Annotated in this window: 30 protein-coding genes and 1 tRNA gene; 7 read left to right on the top strand and 24 right to left on the bottom strand. The window is 59.4% G+C overall.

Going from position 1 to position 25695, the window contains the following annotated elements:
• From JJ869_RS11490 to JJ869_RS11450, 10 genes are all read right to left on the bottom strand, one after another.
• The coding region (locus JJ869_RS11490) for a DEAD/DEAH box helicase family protein (RefSeq protein WP_292267315.1) at window positions 1-791 on the bottom strand (791 nt) is incomplete at its 3' end.
• A complete protein-coding gene (locus JJ869_RS23170) occupies window positions 785-1027 on the bottom strand; it encodes an HNH endonuclease (protein WP_274848049.1) in 243 nt (80 codons plus the stop codon). The genes JJ869_RS23170 and JJ869_RS11490, both read right to left, overlap by 7 nt.
• Window positions 1028-1386: 359 nt before the next feature.
• A complete protein-coding gene (locus JJ869_RS11485) occupies window positions 1387-2328 on the bottom strand; it encodes a hypothetical protein (protein ID WP_292267314.1) in 942 nt (313 codons plus the stop codon).
• A complete protein-coding gene (locus JJ869_RS11480; RefSeq protein WP_292267313.1) occupies window positions 2328-2690 on the bottom strand; it encodes a hypothetical protein in 363 nt (120 codons plus the stop codon). The genes JJ869_RS11485 and JJ869_RS11480 overlap by 1 nt, the downstream gene beginning before the upstream one ends.
• Window positions 2691-2755: 65 nt before the next feature.
• Complete coding sequence (locus JJ869_RS11475) at window positions 2756-3256, bottom strand: DUF669 domain-containing protein (protein ID WP_292267312.1); 501 nt, start codon at window positions 3254-3256, stop codon at window positions 2756-2758.
• 21 nt (window positions 3257-3277) lie between these two features.
• Window positions 3278-4024, bottom strand: coding sequence for an ATP-binding protein (locus tag JJ869_RS11470; RefSeq protein ID WP_292267311.1), 747 nt, complete (start codon window positions 4022-4024; stop codon window positions 3278-3280).
• Window positions 4024-4512: a hypothetical protein gene (locus JJ869_RS11465; protein WP_292267310.1), complete on the bottom strand. Its 489-nt coding sequence runs from the start codon at window positions 4510-4512 to the stop codon at window positions 4024-4026. Before JJ869_RS11465 ends, JJ869_RS11470 begins: the two co-directional genes overlap by 1 nt.
• Window positions 4513-4534: 22 nt before the next feature.
• On the bottom strand, window positions 4535-4840 hold the full coding sequence (locus JJ869_RS11460) for a hypothetical protein (RefSeq protein ID WP_292267309.1): 306 nt from the start codon (window positions 4838-4840) through the stop codon (window positions 4535-4537).
• Window positions 4840-5049 (bottom strand): helix-turn-helix domain-containing protein, encoded by a 210-nt coding sequence (locus tag JJ869_RS11455; RefSeq protein WP_275813886.1) that lies wholly within the window; start codon window positions 5047-5049, stop codon window positions 4840-4842. Before JJ869_RS11455 ends, JJ869_RS11460 begins: the two co-directional genes overlap by 1 nt.
• A 199-nt stretch (window positions 5050-5248) precedes the next feature.
• Window positions 5249-5932: a hypothetical protein gene (locus tag JJ869_RS11450; protein WP_292267308.1), complete on the bottom strand. Its 684-nt coding sequence runs from the start codon at window positions 5930-5932 to the stop codon at window positions 5249-5251.
• A gap of 126 nt (window positions 5933-6058) precedes the next feature.
• Here JJ869_RS11450 and JJ869_RS11445 point away from each other — a divergent pair, with 126 nt between their 5' ends.
• The 5 genes from JJ869_RS11445 to JJ869_RS11425 all read left to right on the top strand — a co-directional run bounded on the left by JJ869_RS11445 (window position 6059) and on the right by JJ869_RS11425 (window position 10018).
• Window positions 6059-6718 carry a S24 family peptidase gene (locus JJ869_RS11445; protein ID WP_292267307.1) on the top strand — a complete coding sequence of 220 codons (660 nt, stop codon included), beginning with the start codon at window positions 6059-6061 and terminating at the stop codon, window positions 6716-6718.
• Between the two features lies 1 nt (window position 6719).
• Window positions 6720-7451, top strand: a complete 732-nt coding sequence (locus JJ869_RS11440) for a hypothetical protein (protein WP_173488383.1) — start codon at window positions 6720-6722, stop codon at window positions 7449-7451.
• A gap of 409 nt (window positions 7452-7860) precedes the next feature.
• Window positions 7861-8310, top strand: a complete 450-nt coding sequence (locus JJ869_RS11435; RefSeq protein ID WP_292267306.1) for a DUF2924 domain-containing protein — start codon at window positions 7861-7863, stop codon at window positions 8308-8310.
• Window positions 8307-9635, top strand: coding sequence for a recombinase family protein (locus JJ869_RS11430; RefSeq protein ID WP_292267304.1), 1329 nt, complete (start codon window positions 8307-8309; stop codon window positions 9633-9635). Before JJ869_RS11435 ends, JJ869_RS11430 begins: the two co-directional genes overlap by 4 nt.
• The gene (locus JJ869_RS11425; protein WP_136340753.1) at window positions 9632-10018 is read left to right on the top strand and encodes a hypothetical protein; all 387 of its coding nucleotides are present in this window, start codon (window positions 9632-9634) and stop codon (window positions 10016-10018) included. The genes JJ869_RS11430 and JJ869_RS11425 overlap by 4 nt, the downstream gene beginning before the upstream one ends.
• A gap of 103 nt (window positions 10019-10121) precedes the next feature.
• Here the strand turns inward: JJ869_RS11425 and JJ869_RS11420 are convergent, their stop codons facing one another.
• The 3 genes from JJ869_RS11420 to JJ869_RS11410 are packed head-to-tail and all read right to left on the bottom strand — an operon-like array spanning window position 10122 to window position 15011.
• Complete coding sequence (locus JJ869_RS11420; RefSeq protein ID WP_292267301.1) at window positions 10122-13214, bottom strand: efflux RND transporter permease subunit; 3093 nt, start codon at window positions 13212-13214, stop codon at window positions 10122-10124.
• On the bottom strand, window positions 13211-14509 hold the full coding sequence (locus tag JJ869_RS11415) for a hypothetical protein (protein WP_292267299.1): 1299 nt from the start codon (window positions 14507-14509) through the stop codon (window positions 13211-13213). The genes JJ869_RS11420 and JJ869_RS11415 overlap by 4 nt, the downstream gene beginning before the upstream one ends.
• Window positions 14510-14513: 4 nt before the next feature.
• Complete coding sequence (locus JJ869_RS11410; protein WP_136339675.1) at window positions 14514-15011, bottom strand: cytochrome b/b6 domain-containing protein; 498 nt, start codon at window positions 15009-15011, stop codon at window positions 14514-14516.
• A gap of 95 nt (window positions 15012-15106) precedes the next feature.
• On the opposite strand from JJ869_RS11410, the gene JJ869_RS11405 reads away from it, so the two are divergent.
• Together JJ869_RS11405 and JJ869_RS11400 are read left to right on the top strand one after the other, a co-directional pair.
• Window positions 15107-15700 (top strand): TetR/AcrR family transcriptional regulator, encoded by a 594-nt coding sequence (locus JJ869_RS11405; protein WP_292267297.1) that lies wholly within the window; start codon window positions 15107-15109, stop codon window positions 15698-15700.
• Window positions 15701-15786: 86 nt separating this feature from the next.
• A complete protein-coding gene (locus JJ869_RS11400; RefSeq protein WP_317654841.1) occupies window positions 15787-16110 on the top strand; it encodes a hypothetical protein in 324 nt (107 codons plus the stop codon).
• 152 nt (window positions 16111-16262) lie between these two features.
• On the opposite strand, the gene JJ869_RS11395 is transcribed toward JJ869_RS11400, so the two are convergent.
• From JJ869_RS11395 to JJ869_RS11345, 11 genes are all read right to left on the bottom strand, one after another.
• Complete coding sequence (locus JJ869_RS11395) at window positions 16263-16775, bottom strand: TetR/AcrR family transcriptional regulator (RefSeq protein ID WP_158524522.1); 513 nt, start codon at window positions 16773-16775, stop codon at window positions 16263-16265.
• Window positions 16776-16830: 55 nt separating this feature from the next.
• On the bottom strand, window positions 16831-17175 hold the full coding sequence (locus tag JJ869_RS11390; RefSeq protein ID WP_050686568.1) for a multidrug efflux SMR transporter: 345 nt from the start codon (window positions 17173-17175) through the stop codon (window positions 16831-16833).
• Between the two features lie 538 nt (window positions 17176-17713).
• Window positions 17714-17803, bottom strand: a tRNA-Ser gene (locus tag JJ869_RS11385).
• A gap of 69 nt (window positions 17804-17872) precedes the next feature.
• Entirely contained in the window at window positions 17873-18247 is a 375-nt protein-coding gene (locus tag JJ869_RS11380; RefSeq protein ID WP_292267292.1) for a hypothetical protein, read from the bottom strand.
• The gene (locus tag JJ869_RS11375; RefSeq protein ID WP_292267316.1) at window positions 18247-18966 is read right to left on the bottom strand and encodes an alanyl-tRNA editing protein; all 720 of its coding nucleotides are present in this window, start codon (window positions 18964-18966) and stop codon (window positions 18247-18249) included. The genes JJ869_RS11380 and JJ869_RS11375 overlap by 1 nt, the downstream gene beginning before the upstream one ends.
• 5 nt (window positions 18967-18971) lie before the next feature.
• Window positions 18972-21326: a DUF3772 domain-containing protein gene (locus JJ869_RS11370; protein WP_292267289.1), complete on the bottom strand. Its 2355-nt coding sequence runs from the start codon at window positions 21324-21326 to the stop codon at window positions 18972-18974.
• Window positions 21323-22357 (bottom strand): cysteine synthase A, encoded by a 1035-nt coding sequence (locus JJ869_RS11365; RefSeq protein WP_292267287.1) that lies wholly within the window; start codon window positions 22355-22357, stop codon window positions 21323-21325. The genes JJ869_RS11370 and JJ869_RS11365 overlap by 4 nt, the downstream gene beginning before the upstream one ends.
• 53 nt (window positions 22358-22410) lie before the next feature.
• Complete coding sequence (locus JJ869_RS11360; protein WP_292267285.1) at window positions 22411-23547, bottom strand: NUDIX domain-containing protein; 1137 nt, start codon at window positions 23545-23547, stop codon at window positions 22411-22413.
• Window positions 23548-23553: 6 nt separating this feature from the next.
• Window positions 23554-23994 carry a TrgA family protein gene (locus JJ869_RS11355; protein WP_292267284.1) on the bottom strand — a complete coding sequence of 147 codons (441 nt, stop codon included), beginning with the start codon at window positions 23992-23994 and terminating at the stop codon, window positions 23554-23556.
• Window positions 23995-25203 (bottom strand): cyclopropane-fatty-acyl-phospholipid synthase family protein, encoded by a 1209-nt coding sequence (locus JJ869_RS11350; protein WP_292267282.1) that lies wholly within the window; start codon window positions 25201-25203, stop codon window positions 23995-23997. It abuts the gene before it with no gap.
• A gap of 176 nt (window positions 25204-25379) precedes the next feature.
• Window positions 25380-25695 (bottom strand): FAD-binding domain-containing protein (locus JJ869_RS11345; protein WP_292267280.1); only part of this gene is annotated, 316 nt, incomplete at its 5' end.

The raw sequence follows: 25695 nt of genomic DNA, 5'->3' as shown, positions 1-25695 counted from the left end.
TCCTCGGCCACATGACGCGCGTGCTCGACGCCCGAGCAGAAGGCCAGCCAGGACTTCCGGTCGCGGCCATGCTCGATGATCTCGCTGACCGCCGCCCGCGTGATGGCGTCCTGATCGACCGCCGCCGCCAGATCGCGCGCGATGAAGTCGCCCGCCCGGGTGCCGACCTTCGATACATCGAGCCGCGTGGCAGGCTGTTTCGACACGAGCGGGCTCAGGTAGCCCGCGTCGATCAGATCGCGCACCGGGGCCTCATAGGCGATATCGGTGAAGAGCGCGTTCTTGCCCTCGTGCAACATGCCGCTGTCGACCCGGAACGGCGTGGCGGTCAGTCCGATCACCTTGAGTGCAGGATTGATCCGGGTCAGGCCATCAAGGAAACGCCGATACATGGTACTAGAATTGCCGGGTATGAGATGTGCCTCGTCGATCAGCACGAGATCCGTGTGGCCGATTTCTTGCGCGCGGCGGTGGATCGACTGGATGCCTGCGAAGAGGATCTGCGCCTGCGCCTCGCGCTTGCCGAGGCCCGCCGAATAGATACCGGCAGGCGCCTCGGGCCAGAGCCCGATCATCTCGGCATGGTTCTGGGCGATCAGCTCGCGCACATGGGTCACGATCAGGATCCGCTGGTCGGGCCAGGCCTTCAGCACGCCTTCGATAAAGGCGGCCATGACGAGAGACTTGCCTCCGGCGGTCGGGATCACAATACAGCAATTTCCTGATTTTTCGCCGTAGTACTTGTAGATGGCGGCAATAGCAGCCTCTTGATAGGGTCTCAAAATCAGCATTTCGGCTTCCTCCTCAGCGCGGCATGCAATGCTAGGTGCTCTCGGGCGGACAGCACTTCGAGATTGCCTGGGTCGTTGTTCTGGCGATTTTGATCTTTGTGGTGCACATGCTCGTCTGACCTCAGGGCCCGACCGAGCTTTTCCTCGGCAATCACACGATGTTCGTGGCGACCGAAGAGTTTGCGATACGTCGATGGCTTCACTGCCGGAAAGCGGCGCAACTGCGCTGCCCGCATATGCTCACGAACCGTTGTAACTGGCGCGACATAGCTTGGGTCACCGTATCGACGAATTCTCTGAGCATGTTTGCCGCAGTATCCCTTAGCGCCTTTCTCAATCGTCGCTTCACAGTCTGGGAATCGGCAGGTCTTTGGCGGGAGACGCCTTTGTTTTTGCCGCACGGAAGACATCTCGCGTGCAAGGCATCCACAGGAACGAACACTTCCCGATTTCAAGTTCCCTGTAGTGGCACGATGTTCCGCCCCACAATCGCACCGGCAAAGCCAGGAAATTTCGCCCTTTCCACCTCGAAGGCCACTGTCGGCGGCAATAGTGAGCCGACCAAATCGTTGACCAATACGAATACTTGCGGCTCTCATGGCGCGGCCTCCGTTGTGCGGGCGTCGTTTGCCCAAGTGGAGCCATCGGCCATGCGGTAGGTGACGATATCGTCGCCCGCATCGATGACCTCGCCCGGAACAAGATCGGGAATGAAGAGATGGCGGGTGCAGGCGGCGCGCTGTTCGGAAGGTGCCAGCATTCGGTCGTGCCGAGCGCAGTGCCAACCGCCATCAATTGGGGTTGCGTGCAGGCAAGACCGGCAGGTCACAGCCGCCCCACCACCCGCATGGCAGGCCGAATGGTGATCGCAGAACCGGCATTCGAACCAGGCCGAGTCCTCGCTGATCCGCGTGGGCGGATGCTGGGCGAAGATGATGCGCCCGGCCTTTTCCAGCAGGCGCTCGGCCATGGCGCTGTCGGCCTCGATGCGCTCGATATGCAGCGCGTCGGTGTCCTTACAGACCGCGACGTAGAGGGCACGGGTTATGCCCGTAAGATGCATGTAGATCTGCATCTGCGCAGCGTGCTGGGGCTTGACCAGAACGACGCCCTTGGCGGTCAGCTCAGTGAAGCTCTTGACCCCATGGGTCTTGAACTCCAGCACATGCCAGGTCTTGGGCGCCTCCAAGAGCCCAAGGGCAACGCCATCAAGCGACCCGCCGAAATGCCCACCATGGGCTTCAACGCGGAACTGTCGGCCGGTTTCGGGATCGACCTCGAGCACCGTTGCACCAGTGGCGCGCAGGTTGCGCACGAGGCGATCCTCTTCCACCTGCCCCGTCTCGAAAAGGCGCAGCAGGCGGCCAGAATGGCGCGCGGGCGTGACCCAGCGGAAATCATACCAAAGGGCACGGGCGCAGGATTTGCCGATGATCGAGGCGCCGAGGTGATCGCGGAACCCATCACCCTGGCGGGCCTCATAATCGGCGTAGATCGCCGTCAGCGTCGGCGTGGGGGCGCAAGGCAACTCGGCCATCACAGCCCCTCCCATTCACTGCGGGCCTGTGCCTCGGCTAGAATGCCTTCCCAGGTCTCCGGGTCATGGCGCTCGCGCAGAACGCCGATCAGCGCGTCCTTCAGCTTTTCGCGGCGACGGCGGCCCGTACCTTGGGCCAAGAGTTCCGCGCGCTCGCGGCACAGGTGGCGCAGTGCCGTGCGGGCCCGATGGAACCAGTCGGGGTCAATAGGTTTATGGCCCCGCTGGCGGGCCAGATCGGCTGTCGCGATCTGCGTGCGGATCTTGGCGATGGCATCGTCGAGTTCGATCAGCCGCCGCTGGTCTTCGGGCAAGCCGGGGCTGGTCGCAGCCACAGGGGCCGCGTTGGTCATGTCAGTCATGGGAGTTTCCTCAGATGGGGTTGGGCACCGCCCCGGCCGTCAACAGGTCAGGGCGGCGCGGTGTTTCAGCCCTTCTTGTTCCAGGGCGCGGAGGCCATTTTCGGCGGCACCGAAGAGCTGGCCGGATCGGGCGCGGGCTTCATCGGACGGGCGGCCGGGGCTGAACCCCGCTCGGGCGGCAGATAGGCAATCGCGTTGCTCTCGCCGTAGCCATTCTTCGGCGGGCGGATCTTCACTTGGATCGTCATCGGGATCAGGTGCAGCTCCTCGCTATCGCTGACATGCATCCGACCAGTGGCATGGCAGATGGCCGACAGCGTGCGCTGTGCGATCTCCACCGTCGTCGGGTTCGGGTTCACCAGGTTCAGCTGGTCGAAGATCTTGCGACCCTTCTGCTCACCCTCGAGAATGTCGATCATCAGCCAGAGGAATTGGCCCATGCCGTTCTTGGTGACGCGCATCTCGCTCTCGACGATCTGGGCGCGATATTTGCCGGCGGGCAGAAGCTCGTAGGCGGTGGTGGGCTCGACGCTGGTGGCGTCAAAAGAGGTGTCAAAGCGTGCCATGGTCTTATCCTTTCAAGGCAATCATTCAGGTTGGGGCATGGCTGCGAGGAACTCTGACCACTCAAGCGGCAAGGTGTCAGGCAGGCCGTAACGGTTCTTGGCGAGGAAGGCGGGGCGCTCTTCGGTGTGCATGACGCGCGCACCGGAGCCGAGCGCCCGGGTCACCTTCTTGTTGAAGCCGACATCGGATTTGGCGACCGAGATCTGGTAGTTGGCGAAGAGCACGACGTCGGAATGCTCCTGCAAGAGCGCCGAGGCGCGGGTCTGCAGCTTGATCACATAGCGGTCGTAGGGCTCGTGCTCGGGGCTATCGAAACGCTTGATGTCGGTATGGGCGATCTGGATGACCACCATGCCTTTCTGGTCCCGAAGCGCATTCAGCTTGTCGAGATATTCGCGCCAGACATTCAACGCTTCGGCGTAGCCCTTGCCGAACCCTGGCGCCTCGATCGAGACCCAGTTGCTGCGCTTGCAGGTCTCAGCCCAAATGAGCGGCTCAAGCCAATCGATGCTGTCGATCACCACGGTACCAAAATCGTGGTCCTCGGTCAGCAGCGCATCAAGGGCTTCAGCCACCTCCGTGTAGCTCGTTGCCAGCGGAAAATGCGGCACTTGAAGCTTGCCGAGGCCATCCTCGGTCATGATGAACACAGGCCGATCCGCAGCGGCCGCGAAGGTGGATTTGCCGACCCCGGCCACGCCGTGGATCAGAATGCGCGGTGGCGTCAGCGCCGAGGTCGTGCGCAGGGATGCGAGAGAAATCGCCATCAGTTCGCCCCCTCGTTAAGCACCAGACGGAACTTCGGCTTCCCCGAGCGGACTGTGCGCGCGGGCTCAAAGCCCTTGCGCCAGCTTTCCGGCAGGGCGCCATATTTGCGCTCCGAGATCGACAGCTTTGTATCGATGAACTCTGCCGGATCTTCGCCGGCCGAGGCGATGTTCTCGGCGATTTGCGCCAGCTTGACCTGATCCCAGTCGATACGTTTGGGCAGTTCGGCGATCACCGTGACACCGTCATCCTCGAACCGAATAGTGCCTGTATCTTTGCCTTCGAGCCCGCGACACTCAGAGGCGCGGGCCGCATAGCGGACCTCAAGTGCCAGCGCGAACCGTTCGATCACCGCCGTCATGCGGTCAGTGGCGACATCGATTTCCGCTTGGACGGCTGCAAGCAGGGTTGGCGGCATAAGAGCCAGTTCTGTGACCGGCATATTGAGCATGTTATCCACGCTCGGGGTGTTTTCGGGGAAAGCCATAAGGGGTCCTTTCAAAAAGACGTCAGTGGGCTGCGATCAGCCGTTCGGGGATCGACGGTGTGGGAGGTTTCGGCCGGGCGATGGCGCGGTACTCAAAGAGATCCGGGCCAAGGCGTTCCTGGACGAGATGCACCAGCTGTTGCTCGGAGGCCCGCCAGGCGGCATCCGCGATGCCGCGCAATGTGGCCTGCTGAGAGAGTGTCAGGCGCGACATGAGCGAGCCGGTATCAACGGCCAAAAACCCACGGTGGTAGCTGACACTTGCACCTGCGTCTGCGAGCGAGACCCAAGCGTAAAAGCCAATGTCATCGCGGATCTGCGACGCCATCACGACACCTTTGCGCTTTGGGAGGCATCGCCTCGGCGCAAGGCCGCCGCCTCAAAGGTCATGATATCCTCGAGCCGGTAGATGACCCGCCCGCCGAGTTTGAGATAATCGGGGCCTTCACCGGTCCAGCGCCACCGCTCCAGTGTGCGGTGAGAGATCGCCCAGCGTCGGGCCAGCTCCTTTTGGGTGAGGCAGAGTTTTGACTGCATCGTTGTCTCCCGTCTTGGTTACATGGAGACAATGCGAAACGCCGATGTGGGATGTCGTCGGGATCGCGGTGGGATGCAGTGCCGGATGAAGACACTTCGAAATTTCAACGATCTAAAACGCACTGGGGGACGGGCATCCGGCACCCATCCCCCAGCAAATCCCACCCCCCATCCCACGGCGGGCGCAGTGGCGTGACCCTTAATCGAAGCGCAATCGGTAGTTCCCGCGTCCGTCAGATTGAATCAATTCGCGCCACTCGGGCTTTGACTTGAAGACATCGACCATCTTCAAGCTGCGCGATCCGGCTGCCGTCAAAAGGGTTTTACCGTTTTGCCAAGGCTGACCGGCTTCAGCTGCGGCATGGAGTGCCTGCACAACGTCGGCCTGAATGGCACCAAGCTGGAAGCAAAACCCGCGGCTGCGCACTTCCCGATAGCCAACAGTGTGGATAAACCCTTGCTCTGGAGTTTGCCCATCATCCGTGTGAAATCCTGATTTGATTTCATAGCGATCGCGCTCATGGCGGCGCATCAAAAGATCCCCAATAACAACGTATTGCGGCGCATGGGTTTCTGGAAACGCAGCGTAACCGCAACGATCATGGCGGAACTCATTCAGATGAGCCTCCCCACAGCGGAAAAGATGGAACACATCGCAGGCATGCAGATCGAGAAGGCCACTGAACACCCTCTCCTCATAAGGCACCCGAAACCGCGTCCCGTCGATATCAGCGTCATAGTCACCAAACTCAAGGGGTTGATTGAAGACCCGAATGGACAACCGGACCTGGTTGTTTTCTGCGAGGTAGATCAGATCGTCTTCATCAATGGACCAGCGCCGAAGGATCTCTGGCAGCGAATAATACTCCTTCTCAATCCGCATGACTGCCTCCGACTCCCACCCCAAATGTTCCACTATTGTTCTATCGTCTTGACGATCCCATATCAATCATGTCTTATCCTATTGTATCCACAACCGGATGGGGATAAGATGACCTCGCATCATAGTTTGGCCGACCGACTTCAGGCGCGCGCCGACCAGCTTGGGCTCAGCCCCGCGCATGTTGCGGAGATGGCCGGGGTCAATCGCTCCTTCGTTTACGACATCCTGCGAGGCCGCTCCTCCCGGCCCGGTCTGGATCGGTTGATGGAGGTCGCGCGCGTCCTGAAAGTCGAGGTGGATTGGCTCATCCACGGTATCGGTGACGTCGAAGGCCCGTCCCCTTTCTTGGAAAACCCCGACGAAATCTTCGTGCCGATCGCGCAGGCTCCAGTGCGCCCGTCCATGGGTGGCGGTTCCGTGGCACTCGAAGAGTATGATGAGCCGGGTCGCGCCTACCACTTCCGGAAATCCTGGATCAAACAAAGCCTGAGAGCCTCGCCCTCCCAACTGCGCATCATGAAGGTGGAAGGCGACAGCATGGAACCGACGCTTTTTGACGGCGATACCGTGCTCGTTGACATGGACCGCAAGGCCCCAAACCCGCCAGGCATCTTCGTTCTGGATGATGGCATGGGCTTGGTCGCGAAGCGCTTACAGCATGTTCCGAATAGCGATCCGCCGGCAGTCCGCGTGATCTCGGACAACAAGCATTATCCGGAGTATGAGCGCACGGCGGATGAAATCGTCATCATCGGCCGTATTCGCTGGTTCGCGCGGGAGATTTGAAGTGATCGAGTTCCGGTCCCTTGCTGACGACGAGCCCTCCCTCAGCTATTCGCCGCTCTTGCGCGGGATTTTGAAAACCTTCACCTACGTCGAGGAAAACGGTTCTATCGGCCTTACCCCGTCGAACGCCTTCAAGCGCAACTTTGTACACTGGGCTGCGCGCGAATTCGACTGGCCTGGCCATACCGAGGCTGACCTCTTTGCCGTGAACAAGGTCCTGAACGAGCAGGACTTCATGCCGCTCGTGGATATTCATTTCTTGCTGACGACCCTCAAAATGGGGCGGCATTACAAAGGGCAGTTCAAGCTGACCAAGGCAGGCACAGAAGTTCGTCAGCATCCGGGTCGGCTCTTCGGGATCATAACGCCGTTTTACCTCTTTGAAATCGATCATTCGGGGTGGTCACGAACCCCGAACCACGTGCTTCCAGGAAACTGGGACCTCTTCCTAAACATCCTGAACGTCGAGACTGAGGACGGCGCAGCGGGCGCCCACCTGCGACAGATCTTGTTCGGTGAACCAGAGCCTAGCCCCTTTCCACGCTACGATGAGATGATGGGTAGTCTTTACACTCAGGTCTTGCGGCCCTTGATCTGGACTGGCCTCCTCCAGGAAACACGCCCCGCAAAATCGTTCCGATCGCAAGAGAGTGTTTTTACGAAAACACCACTTTGGAAAGCCGCGCTCAAACTAGAGACTGATCCACTGGTTAAACCCGCCACACGTCATTGATTGCGCCAAGCCACAAACCCTAGCGCATACCCGCGAGCCCGCAGAATTTCACCAACCAATTGTTTCGACTTGATTATTAGGCCCTGACGGAGCCCAAGTGGGTTCACCAACCCGAAAGGCGCTCCCATGCTTGATGACCAAGAATCCCCGATTTCGGGGCCCAATCCCTTATGCCCTGACCGCATGTCGGCAGATGCTCGCCTCACTGAGATTGGTCGCATCCTCGCCGCGGGCGTGGTTCGTCTGAACGCAACGAAGTCCAGCGTTTTATCTGCAGAGAAGAGAGACGGTTTCGTGGACTTCTCGCCCCGAAAGAGCGGTGGTCGTTGTGCAAAACGTATCAGCATCGGAGGAAGTCATGAAGAATCACAATAAGATAACTGCAAAACGTCCCGGAGAAGATCCGAACTTGGATCAGACGGTGCTGTCGCGCCTGGCCGCCCTTAAGGCACTGTCGGTCAAGGAGCTGAAAGCAGAATGGGAAAAGCTCCTCGGCACCTCGGCGCCAAACAACAGCCGCGTGTTTCTCGAGCTGCGGATCGCGTATCGGCTTCAGGAACTGGCCTACGGCGGACCTGACCGCGAGACCCGCCGCATGCTGGATCTTCTGGCCGATGAAGTCGAAGGCCACGCCCGGCGCAAGCACCAGATTGCCGATCCCCGCAATCCCGTGACTGGCACGAAGTTGCTGCGCGAATGGGACGGCGTCGAGCACACCGTGACCGTGCTGAAGGACGGCTTCGACTGGCGGGGCCGCAAATTCAAATCCCTCTCCGCCGTCGCCCGCGAAATCACAGGCACCCGCTGGAACGGATACCGCTTCTTCGGCCTGCGCGAGCGCAAGCGAGAGGAAGCATGATGCAGATGGAAACCCGCCCAAACCGGCGCCTGCGCTGCGCCCTCTACACCCGCAAGTCGAGCGAGGAAGGGCTCGACATGGAATTCAATAGCCTCGACGCCCAGCGTGAAGCCTGCGAGGCTTACATCTCCAGCCAGAAGTCCGAAGGCTGGGTCGCCACGCGCGAACGCTATGACGATGGCGGATTCTCGGGGGGCAATCTGGACCGCCCGGGCCTGAAGCAACTGCTGGCAGACATCGACGACGGGCTGATCGACGTGGTGGTCGTTTACAAGATCGACCGCCTGTCGCGCTCGCTGATGGATTTCTCCAAGCTGGTCGAGGTGTTCGACCGCAACGGCGTGACCTTCGTCTCGGTGACCCAGTCCTTCGACACGACCACCTCAATGGGAAGGCTGACACTGAACATTCTGCTGTCGTTTGCCCAGTTCGAACGCGAGGTCATTGGCGAACGCATTCGCGATAAAGTGGCAGCCTCGCGCAAGCGCGGCATCTGGATGGGCGGATATGTGCCCCTTGGCTACGATGTGCAGGATCGCAAGCTGGTGGTGAATGAGGCCGAGGCAGCCGCAGTGCGGGGGATTTTCCAGCGGTTCATTGATCTGGGCTCAGCGACCGTGCTGGCGCGCGAGCTGCGTCACGAGGGCTTCCGTAACAAGCAGGGCACGCTGATCGATAAGGGCTATCTTTACCGGCTGCTGAACAACCGCGTGTATCGCGGCGAAGCTCTGCACAAGGGTAAGGCCTATCCGGGCGAGCATGACGCCATCATCGACGCGGACCTTTGGGATCAGGTCCATGCCATCTTGCAGGAAAGCCCCCGCAAGCGAGCCAACAACAGCCGTGCGCAAACTCCTGCACTATTGAAGGGGCTGATCTTCAGCGAAAACGGCGCCGCCATGACGCCCACCAGCACGAAGAAGGGGGCGAAGCTCTACCGCTACTATGTGTCAATGGACGTGATCCGGAACCGCGAGACCGGCGAGGAGACCGCGCCGATGCGGCTCGCCGCCGGAATGGTCGAGGGCGCGGTCGTGACCGAAGTTCGGCGCATCCTACAAACGCCAGAGGTCGTCACGCAGGTCTTGGCCGCCCTGAAACGCGATGACGGCGGGACATCTGAAACAGACGCCATCGCAGTCCTACACGAGTTCACGGCCCTCTGGTCGCAACTCTTCCCGGCTGAACAGGCCCGCATCATCCAGCTTCTTGTGCGGCGGGTCACGGTCACCACTGCTGGGCTCGAGGTCGACATTCGCCGTGAAGGCATTGCGGGCGTCATCCGCGAGATGATGGTGCCGCGCCGGATGGAGGTAGCGGAATGACCAAACCCAACGACACGATCCGCGTTCTCATTCCCATGACAGTTCGCAAGAAGAATGGGCGGCCGAAGATCCTACCGCCCGCCGACTACCGCCCCAGCGAGGACCAGACCCAAGATCCTCATATCCTGCGCGCCATCGGTCGCGCATGGGGATGGCGGCGGCGCATGGAGGCCGGTGAGTTCGCCACGATCCAGGAACTGGCCGAGGCGGTCGGGTTGGCCGAGCGGCATGTCAGTCGCCAGCTGCGCTTGGCCTATCTCGCGCCGGAGGTGTTGAAGCGACTGACATGCGAGCGAGAGGCCTCGGCGGTCAGCCTGTATGATCTATGCTTTCTGGCGGGAGAGACATGGCACAAGCAGGCTGAGCGGGTTTTTAGGGCATGAATTTTGGGGCCGTGAAGCACTGGTTTCCTGACCTTATGTAGATTTATGATGTAAAGTGATCGGACAGTGCTTTCTTCGCGCAATCAATTTTTGGATCAGCATCCTATCCGGCTATTGGGTTTGCGGTTTTGCGCGGCCGGATATCCTCAAGCGCTGCATAGAACGCAGGCAGCACCAGCAAGATCAGAACTGTCGCCGCCAGAAGGCCAAAGACGACCGAGATCACGAGTGGCTTCAGCGTCTGGGCTTGTGTCGATGTTTCCAACAGCAGAGGGGCCATTCCCATGATGGTGGTCGACACCGAGACAAAAATCGGTCGGAAGCGCGACCTGACGGCCTCTCCCGCGGCCAGCGCGGCTGAAAGCCCGTCTGCGCGGCGTTCATTGATGACGCCGACCAACAAAATCGCGTTGTTCACAACAATACCGGCAAGTGACGCGGCTCCAACCAGAGACGGCATGGAAATGTTGTAACCCATCAGGACATGGCCCCAGATCACACCAAGAAACGCAAGCGGAATGGTGATCATAACGATGAACGGCTCAACATAGCTTCTGAACTGGAAGCTGAGCACGATGTAGATACCTACCAACCCGATCAAAAACCCGCGCAGGATCGAGGCGACGGTCTCGGCTGAATTTGCCGCTTGTCCACCAACTTCGAAGTCGAGACCAGGGGTTGTAGTCACCAAATCAGGGAGAAAACCCTCAGCCAGTTGAGCGGTGATAGCGTCAGCATTGCCGATGCGACCGTCTACGTCGGCCGCGACAGTCAGCGTTCGCAGGCCATTACGTCGCGTGACGCCTCCCCATCCGCGTGCCTCGTCGATGGTAACGATGCTGGATAACGGCACGGTCCCTCCATCGGGCAGGGCAATTTCGAAGGCATTTAGGTCGGCGCGAGCAGCGCGATCATTGTCGGGCAGCCGCACTTCCAGATCCCAAGCCAGATCGCCGCGCCGGATTTCCGTAAGCTGCGTGCCAAGAAAGGCGGCACGAAGTTGGCCCGCCACTTCCGTGGCGGTCAGGCCAAGCGCCTCTGCCCCCGGCGATAGGGTCAGTCGCAACTCGGGCGCGCCCGGACGCAAGTCGAGGATCGCGTTACGCACACCGGCGTAGTTTTCGAGTTCAGCCAAAGTGGCACGCCCTGCCGCTTCGAGCGTGACAAGGTCAACGTGAGACAGGCGCAGTTCAACGGCTATACCCTGAGGGCCAATCCCCGGTTCAGTCAGGATTAGGGATGATACTCCAGCCAATGGGCCGATTTCCTCTCGCCATAGCGAGACTATCTCATCCAATGTATTTGCGCGGGTCTCGGCGCCGAGAAGGTCCACTGCAACGGTGGCGACATGAGCGCCAGTCTCGCCGGTCGACAGGTTGCGGCCAAGTCGGGTAATGCGACGGATTACGAGTGCCTGCGACGCAGGCTGTTCGGGCGAGAGGCGCTCATTCACTCGGTCCAGAGCAGCCTCAACCTGTACAACTGCCTCTGTGGTTCGCGCCAGCGGAGTACCGGCAGGCAGCATCAATCGCGCTTCGAGAACATCGCCATCTATTTCAGGCATAGCCTCCCGTTTGACCACGCCACCCATGAGAGCGCCAACCGTCAGGATCAGGGCACCAATGGCTAGGCCTACGACCAGCCAGCGTGCCTTTATCGCTGCGTCAGCCAGACGGCCCACACCACGTTCACGCAAGGTATCAAAGCCTGCATCAAAACGGGTTCGGAAACGAGACGGAGTGGTTTTCTTCATCCCACCTTTTAGGTGATGGGGCAGTATGAAAAAGGCTTCGATAAGCGATGCGGCGAGCGCCGCCAACAAGACTACTGGCAGAACCTCGAGTACGGCACCCAATTCACCCGCCAAGTAAGCAAGAGGAAGAAACACTGCCAACGTTGTTAGGAATGACGATATAACGCCAGGGGCTACAGCTGTGACACCTTTGGTTACGGTCTCGACTGTCGGTTTTTCGGCGGCATGGACCGCGATGGAATCCGCGATCACAATAGAATCGTCCATCACGATGCCGATTGCCATAAGAAGCGCGACCAACGTCATCATATTCAAGCTGAGACCAGTCAATGCCATCCAGAGGAATGCACCGGCAAAAGCGACGGGCAAGCCCATTGCCGCCCAGATCGCGAAACCGGGCCGGAAAAACAAACTCATGACGATGACGACCAGAACCAAGCCGATCACCCCGTTCTGCACCAGCATCACCAATCGATCGCGGATGATGGATGTCACGTCCTGAACGACCTCAACTCGGATAGAGGCAGGTAGGTGAGTAGTTTCTTCGGCTACCAGCGTTGCCACGCCGTCCAGCACACGCAATGCGTCTGCATTGAGCGCTTTCGCCACGTCAAGCACGATAGCGGGAGCGCCATCGACGAAGGCACGATCGTGCGGCGGCTCGAAGCGCTCCTCAATCAACGCCACGTCGCTCAGCGTCAGAGTAGCGCCATTCGGTAGCACCATAACGGGGATCGTGGCCAGCGCAGCAGCGGTGTCACGCTCGGCGGTGAAGCGCACAGTAAGTTCGGCGCCATCTCCCTCGAGCGTTCCGATAGGAAGGTCAATGTTCTGCGCAGCGATAGCCATAGCAAGTGCCGCGGGTGTGAGCCCATGGCCTTCCAGTACTGTGCGCGAGGCAGAAATTGTAAGTGTGCGGGTGCCCAAGCCTCCGCGCGTAACACGGGCAACGCCAGGCAGAGCTGTCAGGCGGTCCAACAGTCCGTCTGCGTAGAAATCCAATTCGCTTAAGGGCAAATCGCCCGAGATCGCAACTGATGTGACAGGATCGGTGCGATGTAGTTCACGGACAACAGCCGGATCTGCGCGATCTGGGAAGGTGTCGATAGCCGAAACCTCGGTCCGCAGAGAGTTAACGAAGCGCAAAGCGTCATTGCCAGGCGCCATTGTGGCTACTGCTCGCGCGCGACCAGCCTGTGCGGTGCAGGTGAAGGTTTCTAGCCCCTCGACACTTTGCACACCGTCCCAGAGAGGCGCGCAGATAGCTGTTTCCACATCCTCGGCGGCCGCCCCTCTGTAGGGTACGACAATCTCGGCCTCCACTGCGCGGAAATCGGGGAAGGTTTCACGCAAGAGCCCGGGCGCGGCAAAGCTACCTGCAGCCAGGAAAAGAAGAAGTAGCAGGTTGCCCGCCGTCGGATGGCCCGTGAACCAACGTATCATGGCTGGACCTCGATCGGCGTCAGCGCCATGCCGGGAATAGCAGGAGCGATGTCGTCGATGACGACGATTTCGCCCGGCTCGATTCCGTCGGCGATGACGATGCGCCCATTCTGAGAAAGGGCAACAGAGACCGGGCGCAATTCTAAGAGGCCACCGGGACCGACGACGCGTACCATACGGCCGTGGAGCGCTGTTTCAGGAATTACAATGGCATCGGTGAGCGGCGCGCCTTGGAAGGAAATCAGCACTTGCATGTTTGGAACCAGCGGCATGCGGTTTGGTGGGTTAGCTCCAGCGTATGGATTATCGACTGCCACCACGACCGGCACCGTCCGAGCGCGGGCGTCAAGCGCCCCCTCGACCCGACTAATGTGGGCTGACCACATCTGCGATGGATCTGACAACGGACTGAGAACCACATCAATCTGCGTGAAGGGCATGGCGCGCATCATCTCTGAAACAGAGATCGCATCAGGTGTGTCGCCCAATAAGCCGCGAAAGCTGTCGATCGGCAGATGCGCCACGACCTCAGCGGCTGCGATGCCATTAGCACGGATAACGACCTGACCAGGCGCGACGGTTTGAAACAGCTCGGCACCGACCTCGGTGACTCTTAGGTCGAAAGGCGTTCTTATCCCAGTGTGTTCCAGCGCCCTCAAGGCCCGCGCAATGGCGGCCTCGCTGCGTGCGATCTGTGCTGCGATCCGGGCCTCACGAGGCGGGATCAATGCGAGGCTGTTTTCCAGTTCGGTGACAGTGCGGCGAGCCAGAAGCGTCGCGCGCTCGGCCTCATCACTGCGGGATTGTGGGACGGTGCCCTGTGCGGTCAGCGTGCGAATGCGCTCCAGGTCGGTTTCGGCTAGAGCCAGCCGTTCGCGCTCTAATTCCAAGATCCGGGTAGTGTTGACCGCCTCGGTAGCCAGCTGCGCGCTTTCAGCGTTAAAAGCCGCTAGGTCTGCCCGGGCCTGCGCCAATGCAAGCTCGTAATCGGCAGGGTCAATACGCAGCACTTCGGTCCCGGCCGGGACCAGGCGTCCGGGCTCCAAGTCGGGGTGACGCCAGATCACCTCACCCTGCACCTCAGCAACGGCGACCCAGACCTCGGCCGCACGCAGGTTGCCCCAAACATTTACGGTGGGGCGAATGATCTCTGACGTGGCCGAAATAACCCGGACTGGCAGTGCAGGTACCGCACCGTCGACCCGTGCTGGTCCGGGAGCGGATGAAATCAACCAGACTGCTGTAGCGATACCCAGAGCGATGGGCGGGGCCGCAAAGAGAGGTGCCAAGCGCATAAGTTCACCCCTTCGCCTGGCGCATCCGCGCCAATGTGCCGTCGCGTAGAACGAAGTGGTGGTAGAATGCACCCGCGACATGAAGGGCGACCAGTGCCAATAGCACGATTTTCATCACATTATGCCCCTGCGCAGCGGCCTCAACACCTCCGAACCACGCGACCGATCCGCTCATCGGCATCAGGATCATCAACGCATAGAGGCCAAAATGGGTGAGTTTGGAGAGGGCACCTTGCAGCTTGTTGGCTTCAATTGCTTCCGGAACGCCACGCCGGGCGCGCAGAGCTAGTCGCCACATCGCAAAGAGTAAGACGAGAGCTCCGCCCGCGATATGGGTAAGAACGAGCGGATCGAACCCGATTTCCATTCCGTTAGTCACGCGATCCCACGCGGCCGAAATCGCACCCTTGAAGAGGTATTGCTGGGCGATCAACACAAAGACCAGCCAGTGTAAACCTATTTGTAGGCGAGAATAGCCGGAGGGGGCAGTTTTGACATGCATGGCAGGGACCTTTGTAACTGGACTGGAGACTCGGGATAGTAGTTGTTGGCGCCTCCCTTATATGTTAGTGAGTTATAACTAACAAGAGGTGACAAATGTCTGGCCGACAGAGCGCAGAAGAGCGAAAGACGCAGATCGTGGCTGCGGTGTTGCGATTGGCCGATGAGATTGGCCCTGATCGGTTAAGTACAACAGATGTCGCTCGCGCCATTGGCCTCAGCCAGCCCGCGATCTTTCGACACTTCCCGACAAAAAACGAACTCTGGCTGGCAGTGGCCGAGGATATCGCCGAACAGCTGAAGGCAGCCTGGACTGCAGCAGAAACCTTGGCTACCGGGCCGAATGATCGATTGAAGGCTTTGATCGAAGCACAGCTATCAGCCATTGCCCACACGCCGGCCTTGCCTTCAATCTTGTTCTCCCGCGAATTGCAGGTAGAAAATCCTGGCTTGCGCAATGTGTTTCGCGAGATCCTTGGAGCATATCAGGGCCGCTTGGTTTCTGCGATCCGTGATCAGCAGGCGTCAGGGGATCTGCAGGGTGACGAAAGCCCCGAAGACATCGCCATTTTGTTAACCTCGCTTGTGCAGGGTGTCGCCATTCGATGGACCCTTGGAGCACGTGGCTTTTCGCTCGTCGATGAAGGCGTGCGCTTGCTCGACGTCCAAGTGGGGCTGCTGCGTAGGTAGACTGCTTACCTACTTAAGCGACAACTAACAATTACCACGTACGTCTCCGACACGGGCAACACCCCGCACAACCACGCCGCTTTCGGGTGTCTCTGTTCGCACCGAGAGCAGATGAACCCGCTTCAACTGCGGCGCAGTTCGATTTCAGCACTGTGCTGCGCGCCATCGGCCGGGCATGGGGCTGGCGGCGGCGCTTGGAGGCCGGTGAGTTCGCCACCATCCAGGAACTGGCCGAGGCGGTCGGGCTGGCCGAGCGGCATGTCAGTCGCCAGCTTCGCTTGGCCTATCTGGCACCGGAGGTGCTGAAGCGGCTGACCCTTGGGCGCGAGGCATCGGCGGTCAGCCTGTATGATCTGTGCTTTCTGGCGGGTGACAGCTGGCCGGAGCAAGTGGAGCGCGTGTTCGATTGACGGCTGGCGTTTGGTCTCAAACGAGGCAGGCACCGTTCCGGGTTCAGATGGAGCGGACGTTCGTGCATTTTGCAGCTAATGCCTGGTGAGAGCCCAGAATACAGAATGCTGCGCGTCGCACGAACGACCGCTTTCGGAAAGTGGGTCGCGAGCTATCCTCGTTTGCCAGCGGAAAAGGTACTCTTCGTCAGAGCTTCGTGCATACTCTTCCGCTCCGGGATCGCCACCCCGAAGTGTTGGGCCAGCCAAGCTCCGTCTACGGCAAACCGAGCAATGCTTAGTTCGACGTTGCCTTGATCTTCACCGTATTCAGAGAGTTGGTCATTCAGCCACTCTGTCCATTTCATCCGAAGAGCCGGATCATCCAGCATGAGGAGCGAAAGAGCGATCCATGTCTGATCCATGGCCGGTTCTTCACCACCAAAGGCCAGATCAATATAGGCACGGGTGAACGCTCCATGCGCAACACGATCCTTCGAGGCCCGAGCCCCAATCTCAGAAGCCAGTTGGTCTAAGACTTCCTCGAAGATCGCATCAATCAAGGCCTGCTTGCTCGGGAAGTGATGAAGGAAGCCGCCTTTAGTGACACCGGCAGCAGACGCAACGGCTTGAACTGTTATTGCCGAGATGCCGCTTTCAATGGCGAGCTTTTTGGCTTCATCCATGAGGCGGCGTCTAATGGCTTGTGGGTCTTTGACGCGTTTATGTGCTTCTGGCATCTCAATGTGAGACGCTACCAGACAGCAAGTTCATGACAAGCACACCGCCGACGATCATAGCAATTCCCGTTACCGCCCAGAAATCCAGAGCCATCTTAAACACGACGACACTGACCACCGCCGTCAGGACGATGCCGAGACCAGCCCAAACGGCGTAGGCCACACCAAGAGGCACCATCTTCAACGCAAGAGAAAGACAGTAAAGGGACAGGATAAAGCAGACCAGCATCCCGAGAGATGGCCACAGCTTCGTAAACTGTTGGGACAATTTCAGCAGGGTCGAACCGCTGACCTCTAGGATAATGGCGGCTCCCAGAGCCGTGTAGGCAGCAAGCATGGCGTTCATTTCAACATCTCCGTCGATTTTCGATAAACATACCATACGAATGGTTTCTTTCAAGGCCACTCTTCTACGTTATTTGTGGTTTTTAGTCATCAGAGCGGTCATTGTTCTCGAAAGGGAAAGGTCTGCTTTGTCCGCATCTCGGTCCTTATTGCAAGCTGCAGCGAATGACTGGTCTGGGATCCGTCGACCACTGTCGCGGGAGCAGTGTCGCCCGACTTGGTTGTGGCCTAACCTACCAAGGCTTTCTCACCATCTCGCACTACCACGCCGCCTTCGGGTGTCTCTGTTCGCACCGAGAGCAGACGAACCGGGGTCAACTGCGGCGTAGTTGGATTTCATCAAATCGCTGAAAAGACGTCACTTTTTGAATCCGTCTCGATTTCCATGAAGGGCGGGTGGAAAGAGACGCGGGGCGTTCAGAGACCGATTTCGGTGGAAATACCAGTCTCCGAAAGTCGGATTGCTCCGCTAAACCCCTTTGAAACAAAAAGAAAAAAGGCCCCGTCAGGGACCTCATCTCGGGTTTGCGATGTGCAAGTGGCGGACAGGAAGGGATTCGAACCCTCGAGACGGTCTCCCGCCTACGCACTTTCCAGGCGCGCGCCTTCGACCACTCGTCCACCTGTCCGAGGCGGTGTTTAGAAGAAACCGTTGGGGGGATGCAAGGGCGTTTGTTGCGTAAGGCCGCAACTTTCCATCAAACTTTGCGCATCCAGGACCAGAGCCACAGGAAAACCGGTGCAACCGCGATCTCCAGAACAGCAGCGCCAAGGATTGCGCGGTTGGCGATACCGGCGTTCCAAGCCTGTACACCCGTGGCGGCAACGCCAAGAAACGCAAGCGCACTGATCAGGCTAAGGGTTGCAACAAACGGTCCGGGCTCCAGCCTGCGCGCGCTGATGAGCAGCCCACCAAGCGCCAGAACAGCCGGGGCAAATCGCCGGGCCGGGAAATCCATGCCCGGCACATAGTCGATAGCGTACAGCTGGAAGTAGCTGCCGGGGGCAACGAGCAAGACCAGACCGATCAGAGCGACAAAGGATCCGACGACCAGAAACGGCGTTCGGTGCATCACACCTCCAGCGCGATGTTGACCCGGCGGTTCTGTTTGCCCTTGTTCTCGATCTTGCCGAACACAACACGCCCGATCTCACCCGTACGGGCCACATGCGTGCCGCCGCAGGGTTGCAGATCGACCTGATCGTCGCCGTCCCCGATCCGCACAAGGCGCACCCGGCCGCTGCCGCGCGGGGGCTGGACCGACATGGTCTTCACGAGCGACGGATTGGCATCCAGTTCGGCATCGGTGATCCAGCTGTCGCTGACCACGAGATCCCGGTCGATCAGGCGGTTCAGCGCGTCTTCCAGCGCATCGCGGTCTTCGGGCGGGTCGGGCATCATGAAATCAAGCCGCCCGCGCCCTGCACCGATGGCGCCACCGGTCACAGGCAAAGGGATCACCACCGACAGCAGGTGCAGCGCGGTGTGGACCCGCATGTGTTTGTATCGCCGATCCCAGTCGAGTCGCTGAGTCACATGTGCCCCGACCGGCGGCAACCGTGTCGGTTCCGACGGCACCAGCACGCTTTCGCCCGCAGGTCCTTTGACGGTTGTGGCGATGCTCAGCGACATGCCGTCCCAGTCGATCCAGCCGCTGTCCCCCGGTTGCCCCCCACCCGTGGGATAGAACAGCGCCTTGTCCAGAATGACCCCACCTTCTTCGGTATGGGACACCACGCGCGCTGCCACCTCGCGGGTATAGGCATCGGTGCGGTAGAGCGGGTCTTGTATATCGGTCAAGATGTTGGCTCCTCGGGGTCTTTGGACTGGGTCGGCGCTTGCGGCGGACCTGCCAGGGCTTCTGGATTACGCAACCAGATGTCGCGTTGCGCAAAGGGAATTTCGATCCCTTCTTTCTTGAAGGCTTCGACGATCTGGTGGTTCACTTCGGTGCGCACCACCAGAATCTTGGTCACATCCCGCAGGATCATCCTCACGTCGAAATCAAGCGAATCCGCGCCGAACCCTTTGAAATGCACAAAGGGTTCAGGGTTCATCAGCACCATGTCGTGGTTGCGCGCGATCTTGTAGAGAATGCCCTCGACCTTGCGGGTATCGGTGCCATAGGCCACGCCGACCTCCACGATCAGCCGACCCAGCGTATTGCCACGCGTGTAGTTCGTGACCGAGTTCGACACGAGATCTGCATTGGGCACGATCACCTCGGTCCGGTCGAAGGTCTCGATCCGGGTCGACCGCACCGAGATGTCGCGCACCGTCCCGTGCTGGCCGTTCACCTCGATCCAGTCGCCTTCGGAAATCGGGCGTTCGATCAAAAGGATGATCCCTGAAACGAAGTTCTGCACGATGTTCTGCAGACCGAAACCAATCCCGACAGACAGCGCACCGGCGACAAAGGCCAAGGCCGTCAGGTCAATACCCGCAGACGTGATCGCGATGATGACCGATAGAAAAATGCCAAGATAGCCGGTGCCTGACACAATGGCGGTTTGACCACCCTTGTCGATCCGCGTCTTGGGCAGAACCGATCCCCGCAACCCGCTCTGCAACAGGCGGGTGAGGATGTAGCCAATGGCAAAAACAATCGCGAAGGTCAGGAAGTCCGTTGGTGAAATCCGCGTTTCGCCGAACGAGAACCCGGCCTGGAACCGAACCCAGATTTCCGTCAGATCGGCCACCCGCGCGCCCCAGATCAGCGCCAGCACCGGAAGGGCCACAAGCGCCAGAACACTACCGGAGACAACAGGCAAAAGGCTCTGGGTTTCGTCGAGCGGCTTGCCCGTGAGCAGATGATAGAGATCACGGATCAGGCGCTGGAGGATCAGCAGAAACGCAAACAGGCCCAGCGTGATGATGGTGGGAAAGATCAGCGCAACGGCGATGTTGAAGTAGCCGATGCCCGACAGAATGGGGCCAATCACTCCGACCAGCATCGCGCCCTGCCCCGCCAGCCGTGCAAGCCGCGACGGGAAGGACAACTGCACCGGCTCGTCCGACGCCTCTGCCTCGGTCTGCGGACCGGCGCGCCGCAGGATTTGCCCGAGGCGGAACAGGATGAGACCGCACAGAAGGTGGATCACGAAACCCAGAACCGCCTGCGTCTCGACCGCCCATTCCCCGATCTCGATCAGGTAGGCAAAAAGCGCGTTCAGCGCGAGCAGCCATGAAAGCGAGTTGACGTAATATCGTGCTTCGGTCCGTCGCTGCTGCGACAACAAGATCGTGTTGACGTCATCGTCGCTCGAAAAGGTCTCCGCAGCGAGCCAGCGCGCCACCAGAACGACGAAAAGCATCAACGGCAAGACGAATATGATCTGCGTACCACGTAATCCCAGCATGTTGCTCATCGTGGCGGCGAGCACGATCAGCAGCAGTCCGCCCGTCGGCAGCAAAAGCCGCAGCAGCGACAGCAGCGTGCTCCAGACGCCGGTGCCGCGTCGCGTCTTGGCCCGCAACCACGCGCCAAGCCTGTCGATCAGCTTCGGCGCCCGGAACAACAAAAGCAGGGCGATACCGATCAGCAGCAGGATCATCGGCAATTCATCGAGAAGCGTGTTGCGCTTCTCTTCATCAGCCATGTTGGTCCTGACTTCGCTGGCAATTTCCTCGAAAGGCAGGAAAAGGCTTGTGATGGCCGGCGCCCAAAGGCGTGGATTAAGTGGTCCGGAATCGCGCTGCAACAGGCGTTCCGTCTCGCGCGAGCGGATCGTTTCGTCGATCGCAGTGATCAGGCCGTCTGCACGACTGTAAGCCTCCTGCGCCCGGAGAAGCGGTGCCTGCAACTGCGCGATCTGGCGCTCAAGCTCTTCTCGTCGCTGCGAAATCTCTTCAGGCTCGGCACCGTCCTCGGGCGGTGGACCCAGCGCTTCGAGCTGTGATTGCAACGTCGACAACCGGGGATCGCCCGCGGTCTGCAACCCCAGCAAACGGTCCCTATAGGACGACAATTCCGAGCGGAGCGCTTCAAGCCCATCTGTCGTGCTATCGCCCTCTTCGATTGCCGTTTCGGCGCGGGTCGCCACCTTTTCCCAGGCGTCGTAATCCATCGGGTCGGCTTGCGCCCAGACCGTCGACGCGGCGAACAGAAAAAGGAACGTCGCCGCTCGGAAAGCTGCGAAGAGCCGGGTCATACGTCTTCGAAGACCTTGGGAATATCCAGTGGCGCGGCATCCAGCCATTCCGGCACGGGTAACCCTTTTTCCTTGAGGAACGCCGGGTTGAAGAGTTTTGACTGATACCGCGTCCCGTAGTCGCACAGGATCGTCACGATGGTGTGTCCCGGTCCCAGATCCTTCGCAAGCCGCATCGCACCCGCGATGTTGATGCCGGACGAACCACCAAGGCACAGGCCTTCGTCTGCCAGCAGGTCGAACACGATGGGCAACGCTTCTTCATCGGGGATCTGGTAGGCGAAGTCGGGTTTGAACCCTTCGAGGTTCGCAGTCACGCGCCCCTGCCCGATCCCTTCCGTGATCGACCCACCTTCGGATTTAAATTCGCCCGTGGTGTAATAGGAATAAAGCGCAGCGCCCATTGGATCGGCCAGACCGATCTTGACGCCCTTATGCTGCAATGCCTCGGCCACACCTGCCAAAGTGCCACCAGACCCCACGGCACAAATGAAGCCGTCGACCTTGCCGTCGGTCTGCGCCCAAATCTCGGGCCCTGTGGTTTCGATATGCGCCTGACGGTTGGCAACGTTGTCGAACTGGTTGGCCCAGATCACACCTTCATTGCTGCGCCGCGCCATCTCTTCAGCCAGACGGCCGGAATAACGCACATAGTTGTTCGGGTTTTTGTAGGGCGCCGCAGGCACCTCAACCAGTTCGGCCCCCGCAAGGCGCAGCATGTCCTTCTTTTCCTGGCTCTGCGTCTCGGGGATCACGATCACCGTCTTGAACCCCATCGACGCGCCCACAAGCGCGAGACCGATCCCGGTATTGCCCGCCGTGCCTTCGACAATGGTCCCACCAGGCTTCAGCGTACCCTTGGCGATCGCATCCTTGATGATGAACAGCGCCGCGCGATCCTTGACCGACTGGCCCGGATTGAGAAACTCGGCCTTGCCCAGAATGGTGCACCCGGTCAGTTCGCTGGCCTTGCGCAGCTTGATCAAAGGAGTATTGCCGACTGCTTCGGCCAGTTCGCCCGCAAAACGCATGGTGCCCCCGTCAGATGTGTTTCTTCAGGGTGTAGGCCCGCAGGCCAAGGAACTCAAGCCGAGGCGCGCAATCGGTCGCGTTCTGCCGCCAGCCAATACAGCATCATGATCAACGGCCCGGCGTTGATCTCACCGCTTTGCACCAAGGCCATGGCCGTATCAAAGGACATCACGTGGCTGCGGATATCTTCGTACTCGGATGCCAACCCGTTGCGCGATGCGGCAAATGAGGAAAGGTCGACAATCCCCAGAAAGCAATGAAAAAATTCTGTGGAATAACCCGGCGACGCATAGACCTGCACCATCGGCTCCAAAGCGCCAAGCTGCAGTCCGCTTTCCTCCATCGCTTCGCGCCGCGCGGTATCGGCCGGGTCTTCGCCCGCATCCACCAACCCCGCGATCGGTTCGAACACCCAAGGCTGCGGGTCCTCCCGCCACAAAGGACCAAAGCGCAATTGTTCGATCAGCAAGATGTGATCTGTCGCCGGATCGTAGGGCAGTACCAAAGCCGCATCGAAGGCCAGAAACGCTTCGCGCGTTACGCGTGGACTGCGGGTTCCGTCGAAGCGGAGGTGATCGAACCGAAATTCCGCAAGCTCGAAAAACCCGTTATATCCCACGCCCCGGTCATGGACCATGACATCGCCCGCCTTGGCCGTATTCCTGCGCGTTGTCGGTCCCGCCGCCTTGCGCGCCATCATCCGCGACCAGTGACGCGCCATCAGGAACGGACGCAGATTTGCAGCCGTTTCCGCGTCATAGCGCGCTCGACGGGCCATCACGTCACGGGCCGCCCCCACCGCCATTTCACCCCAGCCGCGCACCCAATCCGCCAGCACCCAATCCGCACCACGGACCTGATCGTTGGACATTGGGTAAAAGCAAAGCGCCGTTTCGCTGGCCGCGTCGACGAGGATCGACACTTCACTGAGATGGTAAGAAAATGCGCCTTCGTAATACCTTAGGCGCTCCTCTTCATCTTCCGTGACAGCCGCCAAAAGAACGCCCTGCGCAGTCCGCCCCGGCGCTTTTTCGATCATCGGATACGGTTGATCCTTGACCCAGGACACATGATGGTCAGGCAGCACCGCCGTTTTCAAGCGATTGGTCAGCGCGTTCGAACCGACGCCCAAGACCGCTTCCAACAACGGGATGTGGCACAAGGTGCCGTAGAAAAACAGCGCCGACAAATCGCTCTATTTCCAGTTCCGCGCCGCATATTCCGAAAAATACCCTGTCAGCAGCGCGCCGATCAGCAGGGTCGAAATCATCATCGGGTTCATCAGCAGGCCCGCATATTCGATCCCGATCTCAAAAATCGCCGAGAACGCCTCGACCGGGCCGTCATACCGCCGCTTCATCGACAGGTTGAACATCTCAAGGCAGGCATGCACGAAAACGCACCAGAAGATCAGCGCAGCCACCCCTGTCAGTCCGTTTGCGATGGCATCTTTCGTACCGCGGCCCGCACGCGTTCCCACGATGATCCACCCGACAAAAGCGCCGATGATCGCGTTGTAGGTGGAGAAGTTGCCGAAATACGTGCTGGCCGGCATCAGCGTCTTGAACATTTCGGACGCCAAGTATCCCAAAGCTGCCAGACAAAGTGCTGCGACGGCTTTAGCGGCGGTGGGCATCTAACTTGGTCTCGTTATGGTGATCTGGGTCACGTCACAGTTTCCGCTATGGAAGGTCGCCGCGCAAGAGGTGAGATAAAAATTCCACATTCTGCGGAATCGCTCGTCAAAACCGAGTGCAGACACCTGATCCCATTTTTCATTGAATGTCTCATGCCAGCGGCGCAGCGTCTGGCTGTAGCTTTCGCCGAATTCGATGGACTGGGCTACCTTGAGACCCGCCGCCTCGATCTCCTGCCGCAACACGCCCGGACTGGGCAGCATGCCACCGGGGAAGATATATTTCTGAATGAAATCAACACCTCGATTGTAAATGTCCCAACGCGATTCCTCGACTGTAATGATTTGCAATGTCGCGTGTTTGCCGGGTTTGAGGCAATTTTTCACCGATTTGAAATAGGTCTGCCAGTATTTCTGACCCACCGCTTCGAACATCTCGATAGACGCGATTCCGTCGTATTGGCCTTTCTCATCGCGGTAATCCTGCAACTTGAAAGTCACACGATCCGACAAACCTGCCTTGGCAATCCGGTCCACCGCGTACTTGTACTGCTCTTCGCTGATTGTCAGACCCGTGACCTTGAGACCCCGCTCCTTGGCGGCATATTCGGCAAAACCACCCCAACCACAGCCAATCTCCAGCACGTGATCGCCGGGCTGCGCGCCCATCTGGTCGACCATGCTCTTGTACTTGGCGATCTGCGCCTTTTCGGTACTTTCCTGTCCGGTTTCAAAAAGCGCCGATGAGTAGGTCATCGTATCGTCCAGCCACAGCGTGTAGAAATCGTTGCCCAGATCGTAATGGTAACTGATGTTCTTTTTCGCCTGCCGCTTTGAATTCGACTGCATCCAGAACCGCAATTGTTCGTACCAACGAACAAATTTCATGCCCGGAAAGCTGTCATAGACATCGTTGTTGTCGCCATGCACGAAATCCATGAAGGCCTGAAGGTCAGGCGTGCTCCACCATCCTTCGAGATAGGCATCGCTGAACCCCAAATCTCCGTCCCGGATCAGCCGTGCGAACAGGTCGTTGTTGTGAACATGCACCTCTGCAACCGGTCCCGGCTCTTTGCCTTCCGCCCGGAAATGCCGCCCGTCCTGAAGGACGAAATCAATCCGTCCCTTTTGCAGCTTGTCCGCCATCGCGAAGACCTGCGCAAAATAGCGCGGCAGATTTGGCTGATTTTCGGTCGTTGTCAGGATCATGCAGGGCTTCCGCTGTCTATGTTATGTGACACTAGTCATAGCCGCGCAGGGCAGGCAAGTGTTAACCCTAGGTAGTCCAACCCCGCCAAAGACAAGATATACCGGACGTTAAGTAACGGATTTTGTTCATCTTGCGATATTTTGGACGACGGCGCGCCACAGCAGCAAGCGCAAGCTCAGAAATCCCGGTTTTCATATGCCGCAAGGGCGCGTTTGCGCCCTTCGTCCGGCGCAACGATTGGCTCCGGGTAATCGGCTGAAGGCGACATGCCCCACGATTTCGGGATTGCATCGAAATAGGCCAGAGCATCTTCATGCGGCGTGCTGTAGTCTTCCGCGATCCACCGGCTGACATAGCCGCGATCCTTGTCGAACTTGTCCAACTGCGTCACCGGGTTGAACACCCGAAAATAGGGGGTCGCATCCGGTCCGGACCCCGCCGACCACTGCCAGCCCATCGCATTCGACGCCGGGTCCCAGTCGATCAGACAG

The organism is Marivita sp. (assembly GCF_017643905.1).
GTDB lineage: Bacteria > Pseudomonadota > Alphaproteobacteria > Rhodobacterales > Rhodobacteraceae > Marivita.
The sequence above is the reverse complement of the archived record's forward strand: the minus strand, read 5'-3'. Positions and strand labels throughout refer to the sequence as shown.